This is a genomic window from Streptomyces sp. NPDC001851 (assembly GCF_040297165.1).
Taxonomy (GTDB): Bacteria; Actinomycetota; Actinomycetes; order Streptomycetales; family Streptomycetaceae; genus Streptomyces.
The window spans coordinates 350,660-357,034 of record NZ_JBEOYR010000005.1 but is presented as its reverse complement, the minus strand read 5'-3'; the positions used below and the strand labels follow the sequence as shown (position 1 = coordinate 357,034).

Annotated in this window: 5 protein-coding genes; 2 read left to right on the top strand and 3 right to left on the bottom strand. The window is 68.3% G+C overall.

Annotated elements, in window-relative coordinates; all coding sequences use genetic code 11:
* Positions 1 to 841 (bottom strand): non-reducing end alpha-L-arabinofuranosidase family hydrolase (locus tag ABT171_RS10015; RefSeq protein WP_351241744.1); only part of this gene is annotated, 841 nt, incomplete at its 3' end.
* A gap of 561 nt (positions 842 to 1,402) precedes the next feature.
* Here ABT171_RS10015 and ABT171_RS10010 point away from each other — a divergent pair.
* Positions 1,403 to 2,833 (top strand): endo-1,4-beta-xylanase, encoded by a 1,431-nt coding sequence (locus ABT171_RS10010; protein WP_351241742.1) that lies wholly within the window; start codon positions 1,403 to 1,405, stop codon positions 2,831 to 2,833.
* A 100-nt stretch (positions 2,834 to 2,933) separates the two neighbouring features.
* Positions 2,934 to 4,235 carry an RICIN domain-containing protein gene (locus ABT171_RS10005; protein ID WP_351241740.1) on the top strand — a complete coding sequence of 434 codons (1,302 nt, stop codon included), beginning with the start codon at positions 2,934 to 2,936 and terminating at the stop codon, positions 4,233 to 4,235.
* 125 nt (positions 4,236 to 4,360) lie between these two features.
* Here the strand turns inward: ABT171_RS10005 and ABT171_RS10000 are convergent, their stop codons facing one another.
* Together ABT171_RS10000 and ABT171_RS09995 are read right to left on the bottom strand one after the other, a co-directional pair.
* Entirely contained in the window at positions 4,361 to 4,783 is a 423-nt protein-coding gene (locus tag ABT171_RS10000; protein WP_351241738.1) for a YkvA family protein, read from the bottom strand.
* 153 nt (positions 4,784 to 4,936) lie between these two features.
* Positions 4,937 to 6,373, bottom strand: coding sequence for an MFS transporter (locus ABT171_RS09995; protein ID WP_351241736.1), 1,437 nt, complete (start codon positions 6,371 to 6,373; stop codon positions 4,937 to 4,939).
* Positions 6,374 to 6,375 lie beyond the last annotated feature (2 nt).

Below are 6,375 nucleotides of genomic sequence, written 5' to 3'. Positions count from 1 at the left end.
TCGACGTGCGGTAGATGAAGGGCCACGCACCCCACTGGTACGCCAGCACCCAGATCTTCTTGGGCGCGAAGTAGAACAGCGTGGGCGCCACCGCGGACTGGCTCATCCCGGTCTGGCCGGCCGACGCCATGTCCGACCAGTTCGTGAAGGGCTTGAACATCATCGAGCCGTACGACGATCCGGAGACGTTCGACCCGTAGACCAGGTGCTTGCCGTTGTAGACCACGTTGGTGAAGTCCTTCAGCGAGACCCACCCGTTCGCCGGCTGCGCCAGCGCACCCGTGGACGTCCACCGGTACGTCGACGGAAGAGCACAGGTGCCGCCCCCCGGCGGGGTCGTTCCGGACAGGCCGGTCCACTTCTGGTTGCTGCCGCCGGTGCACGTCCAGATCTGCACCGCTGTGCCGTTGGCCGTGCCGGCTCCCGAGACATCCAGGCACAGCCCGGATTCCACGCCGACGACCGTGCCGTCGGAGTTCACCCGCCACTGCTGGTTCGCACCGCCGGAGCAGGTCCAGATCTGCACCCGGGTACCGGCCGCGGTGGCATGGCCCGGAACATCCAGGCACTTGTTGCCGTACACGGTGAGCTGGTTGTCGTCCGTCAACGTCCACTGCTGGTTGGTCCCGCCCCAGCAGTCGTAGATCTGCAGATTCGTGCCGTCGGTCTGGCCGGCACCCGGCACATCGAGACACCGGCCGGAACCAACACCGCGCAAGGCGCCGCTGGAAGCCGCCTGAGCCGGGGTGGCGACGAGCAGCGCCGCCAACGCGGCCAGGGCCGCAACCACGGCCGCGAGCACCGCAGACGGATGCCTGCGGCTGAAACTTCCTCGGTGCATGGGCACTTCCTCAACGTTGAGTAGGCGGCTCCGGTTGGCCTCGTCAGAGGCTGGCCGGACTGTCGGTGTGGTGCGGTGTGCAGCAGTCCCCGAGCACCGACGACTCGACCTTGTTCGCCATATCGAACAAGGGTCGAATTGTCGATCACCCGAATGATAGAGAACCGGTGAACGGCGTCAACACCTCTCGCATGTATCGCTACCAACGCCGAAACCTTCGCACCCAACATGTGCCGGACAGTGCACATCACGCCGTCAAACGGCTGGCCGGATATGCCACTTGACCCCGGAGCCGCGCCCGTCGCCCCGGCTTACCCTGGGTCCGAAAGTTTCGTAGGACGCACAGAAAGTTTTTGTGCGGGGAGTATTGACGATCCATGGCCCCACCTCAATCATCCCGTCTGAGGAGCCGGCCCTAGTTCGGGATTCCGAGCCCGTATCGGCCTGGGCAGTCCGTGCTGCCCGGGCTCCGGCCCGTCCCGTCCGTCTGCCGTACGGGCGCGGACGACGCAATCCCCTGCGCTTCAGTCCATCCGTGATTTCTACCTTGGAGGCACAGTCATGGGCTCGTATGCCCTCCCCAGACCCGTTGTCCGCCGGAAGATCCGCGGCCTGCTGCTGGCGCTGGTCGTCGGCGTCCTCGGTACGGCCACCGCACTGGTCACGCCGTCGACCGCACACGCCGCCGAAAGCACGCTCGGCGCCGCGGCGGCGCAGAGCGGCCGCTACTTCGGCACCGCCATCGCCTCGGGCAGGCTGGGCGACTCGGCGTACACGACCATCGCGGGCCGCGAGTTCAACATGGTGACGGCCGAGAACGAGATGAAGATCGACGCCACCGAACCGCAGCGGGGCCAGTTCAACTTCAGCGCCGGTGACCGCGTCTACAACTGGGCGGTGCAGAACGGCAAGAAGGTGCGCGGCCACACCCTGGCCTGGCACTCCCAGCAGCCAGGCTGGATGCAGAGCCTCAGCGGCAGCTCGCTGCGCCAGGCGATGATCGACCACATCAACGGCGTGATGGCCCACTACAAGGGCAAGATCGCCCAGTGGGACGTCGTGAACGAGGCCTTCGCCGACGGCAGTTCGGGCGCCCGGCGCGACTCCAACCTGCAGCGCACCGGCAACGACTGGATCGAGGTCGCCTTCCGCACCGCGCGCGCCGCCGACCCGGCCGCCAAGCTCTGCTACAACGACTACAACATCGAGGACTGGACCTGGGCCAAAACACAGGCCGTGTACGCCATGGTCCGGGACTTCAAGCAGCGCGGCGTGCCGATCGACTGCGTCGGCTTCCAGTCGCACTTCAACAGCGGCAGCCCCTACAACAGCAACTTCCGCACCACCCTGCAGAACTTCGCCGCCCTCGGCGTCGACGTGGCCATCACCGAACTCGACATCCAGGGCGCCCCGGCCTCGACCTACGCCAGCGTGACCAACGATTGCCTGGCCGTGCCACGCTGCCTCGGCATCACCGTCTGGGGCGTACGCGACACCGACTCCTGGCGATCTGGGGACACACCGCTTCTGTTCAACGGCGACGGCAGCAGGAAGCCCGCCTACACCGCCGTCCTCAACGCACTCAACGGCGGCTCCACCACTCCCCCTGCGGATGGCGGACAGATCAAGGGCGTCGGTTCGGGCCGCTGCCTGGACGTGCCCGGCACCAGCACCTCCGACGGCACCCAGCTCCAGCTGTGGGACTGCCACAACGGCACCAACCAGCAGTGGACGTACACCGCCGCCGGTGAGCTCAGGGTCTACGGCAACAAGTGCCTGGACGCCGCCGGCACCGGCAACGGCTCCAAGGTCCAGATCTACAGCTGCTGGGGCGGCGACAACCAGAAATGGCGCCTCAACTCCGACGGATCCATCGTAGGCGTCCAGTCCGGCCTCTGCCTCGACGCCGTGGCAAGCGGAACTGCCAACGGCACCCCGATCCAGCTCTACTCCTGCTCGAACGGCAGCAACCAGCGCTGGACCCGCACCTGATGGGACCTGCCACAAACGAAGGCGCGCATCGATGACGGCCTACGGTGCGGTTTCCCCCGCCCCTCCACGAATACATCGCTGGTGGTCCCGGGTCGCCGCCATGGTGGCGGTCACCCTCGCGATCGGCATGCTCGCCGTGGTGAATCCGGCGCCTGCCGAGGCGGCGGCGGTGGACACCAGTGCCTGGTACGTCCTGGTCAACCGCAACAGCGGCAAGGCGCTGGACGTCTCTGGCGCGTCCACCGCCGACGGCGCGCGGGTCAACCAGTGGACACGCAACGACGGAGCCAACCAGCAGTGGCAGTTCGTGGACTCCGGCGACGGCTACTACCGCCTCAAGGCCCGGCATTCGGGCAAGGTTCTCGACGTGGCCGGCGCCTCGGCCGCAGACGGTGCCGCGATCCAGCAGTGGGCCGACCACAACGGGGCCAACCAGCAGTTCCGCCTGGCCGACTCCGACGCGGGCCACGTCCGGCTGATCAACCGCAACAGCGGCAAGGCGGTGGAGGTGCAGGGCGCCTCCACCGCCGACGGCGGCGACGCCGTCCAGTACACCGACTGGGGCGGCGCCAACCAGCAATGGCAGATGATCAAGCTGTCTTCTGGTGGTGGCGGCGGATGCGGCAGCACACCGACTCCGGCGAGCGGTATGCACACGATTCAGAGCGGCGGCAAGAGCCGCAGCTTCATCCTCAGGGTTCCCGCCCACTACGACAACAGCCACCGCTACCGGCTGATCTTCGCGTTCCACTGGCGGGGCGGAACCGCCGACGACGTCGCCTCGGGCGGCACGAGCGGGAACGCCTGGTCCTACTACGGCCAACAGGAACAGTCGAACAACAGCGCGATCCTCGTGGCACCCCAGGGCCTCGGCAACGGCTGGGCCAACTCGGGCGGTGAGGACATCACCTTCGTCGACGACATGATCCGGCAAATCGAGGGCGGCCTCTGCGTCAACCCGGCGCAGCTTTTCGCCACGGGATTCAGCTGGGGCGGTGGCATGAGCTACGCGCTCGCATGCAGCCGGGCGAACGTCTTCAGGGCCGTTGCGGTCATGTCCGGCGCCGAGATCAGCGGGTGCAGCGGCGGTACTCGGCCCATCGCCTACTTCGGCATCCACGGCGTCGGCGACTCCGTCCTCAACATCACGCAAGGACGGTCCCTGCGCGACAGATTCGTCGGCGACAACGGCTGCACCCCCCAGAGCCCACGCGAGCCCGCGCCGGGCAGCCGAACGCACATCACCACCATCTACTCGGGCTGCCGTGCCGGATATCCGGTCCAGTGGGCCGCGTTCGACGGAGGCCACACACCCGGTCCGGTCGACGGCTCCTCCGGCGAAAGCGGCGTCACCACCTGGACCAAAGCAGAGATCTGGAGGTTCTTCGCACAGTTCCAGTGACACGCCCGCACCATGGAGTGGAGCCAGGTGCCTGAGAGCCTTCCGTCCTTCTTCGCGGAACCGGAGACGGGGTCCGATCGCGGCCGAGCGGTCTTCGCCGGGGTCGACTGCGCATCCCCGGGTCTCTACTCCTGCGGCTCTGCCGCTGGCAGGCCCGCAAGTCGGCGTACGACGCCAAGTCCGTCGGGAGTGCCGGGCCAGTGTCGGTCCACGGCCTGTGTCCCGGCCTGCCGGACGACGGTCCGCAGTACAAGCACAACGGCGATGGCGTCGTCCGCATAGCCGAGGACCGGAATGAAGTCGGGGACCAGGTCGATGGGCAGCGCCAGATAGCCGGCCAGGATCCAGAGCAGCCAGCGGGTGCGGCGCGGAAGGGCGCGGTCGCGGGCGAGGCGGGAAACGAGGCGCAGCAGGTCGGGGAGGAGCCGGACCGCCTCCGTCAACAGGTTGCCCTTGGGGCGGGCGATCGCGAGGGCGCCGAGCAGCACCAGCCAGCACAGCAGCAGGCTCGCGGCGATCCCGGTCAGGACCTGCCATACCTCGCCCATCGGCCCCACTCCCCTGTGGCGAACTCGGCCGTGGAGGCATCGCTTCCCTCAACGCGATGGTACGGCTGTAGCATCCGCCTTGCCGCGGGACCGCGCCCCCGCCGGTCCCGCAGTCTTCTACGTCCGCATGTCCGCATGTCCGCCTGTCCCGCGTCAGGCCGCCGGTCGGCGTGCCACAGGCTGAGGGGTGCGTTCGGGGTGGAACGGGCTGTCGATGCCTATGGGCGGCGGTGAGGCGACCGCGGTCAGCGGAGTGCTTTGCTGGCTGGTGCGGGAGCGCGCGGTGATCACGGCGGACAGGGCGATGGCGGCCACGGCGGAGATCGCTCCGCCGAGGACGAGGCTGAAGCGGGCGCCGAGGGTGTCGGAGACCAGGCCGACCAGAGGTGCGCCGACCGGGGTGCCGCCGAGCAGCACGAGAAGGTAGACGGAGACGATGCGGCCGCGCATGCCCGGGTCGGCGTTCAGCTGGGTCATGGCATTGGCGGTGGTCATCACGGTCACCGAGGCGAGCCCGGTGGGCAGGAGTACGAGCAGGAAGGTGCCGTAGCCGGGCATGAGTCCGGCCAGGGCCTCCAGGACTCCGAAGACGACGGTGGCGGTGACCAGGCGGCGGGCGGTGGGGGGTTTTCGTTTGCCGGCTCCTCTGAGCGCACCGATGAGGCTGCCGATGGCGTAGGCGGCGGACAGGTAACCGTAGGCGGCCGAGCCTGAGTTGAAGACGGTGATGGCGATGAGGGAGATGGTGACCTGGAAGTTGAAGCCGAAGGTGCCGGCGAAGGCGATGACGGTGATCGGCAGGAGCAGTTCGGGGGTGGCGCGGATGGCTCGGAAGGCGTCTGACAGGCGGGCGTTTCCGAGGTTCTTCTCCTTGGGTGCGTGGAGTTCGTCGGCTCGGATGGTGATCAGGCCGTACAGGACGGCGAGGTACGAGGCCGCGTTGGCCAGGAAGACGGGTCCGGTTCCGGCGGCGGCGACCGCCAGTCCTGCCACGGCCGGTCCGACGGCGCGGGCGACGTTGAACTGGGCGGAGTTCAGGCTGACGGCGTTGGCCAGGCGTTCCTTGCCGACGAGTTCGGAGACGAAGGCGTTGCGGGCCGGGCTGTCCAGCGCCGTTGCCGTGCCCAGCAGGAAGGCCAGTGCGTCCACGGCCCACAGGTTGATCGCGCCGGTGACCGTGAGGACGCCCAGGACCAGCGACTGCACTCCCATGGCGGACTGGGTGAGGAGCAGCAGGCGGCGTTTGGCGAAGCGGTCGGCGAAGACGCCCCCGGAGAGCCCGAACAGTGTCTGCGGCAGGAACTGCAGGGCGGTGAGTATGCCGACGGCGCTGCCGCTGTTCCCGGTGAGCTGGAGGACGAGCAGGTCCTGGGCGGCGCGTTGCATCCAGGTGCCGATGTTGGAGACGAGCTGTCCGATCAGGTAGCGGCGGAAGTTGCGGGCCCCGAGCGTGGCGAGTGCTTCGCTCGGGGCCCGTCGCCTTCCGCCCCTGCGGACCCGTCGGTGCCGGCCGCCCATGTCGAGGGCGGCAAGGTGAGCGCGGAGGGTCTGCGTCCTGTCGCTGCTGTGGACACGGCGGTGCTTGGTCATGG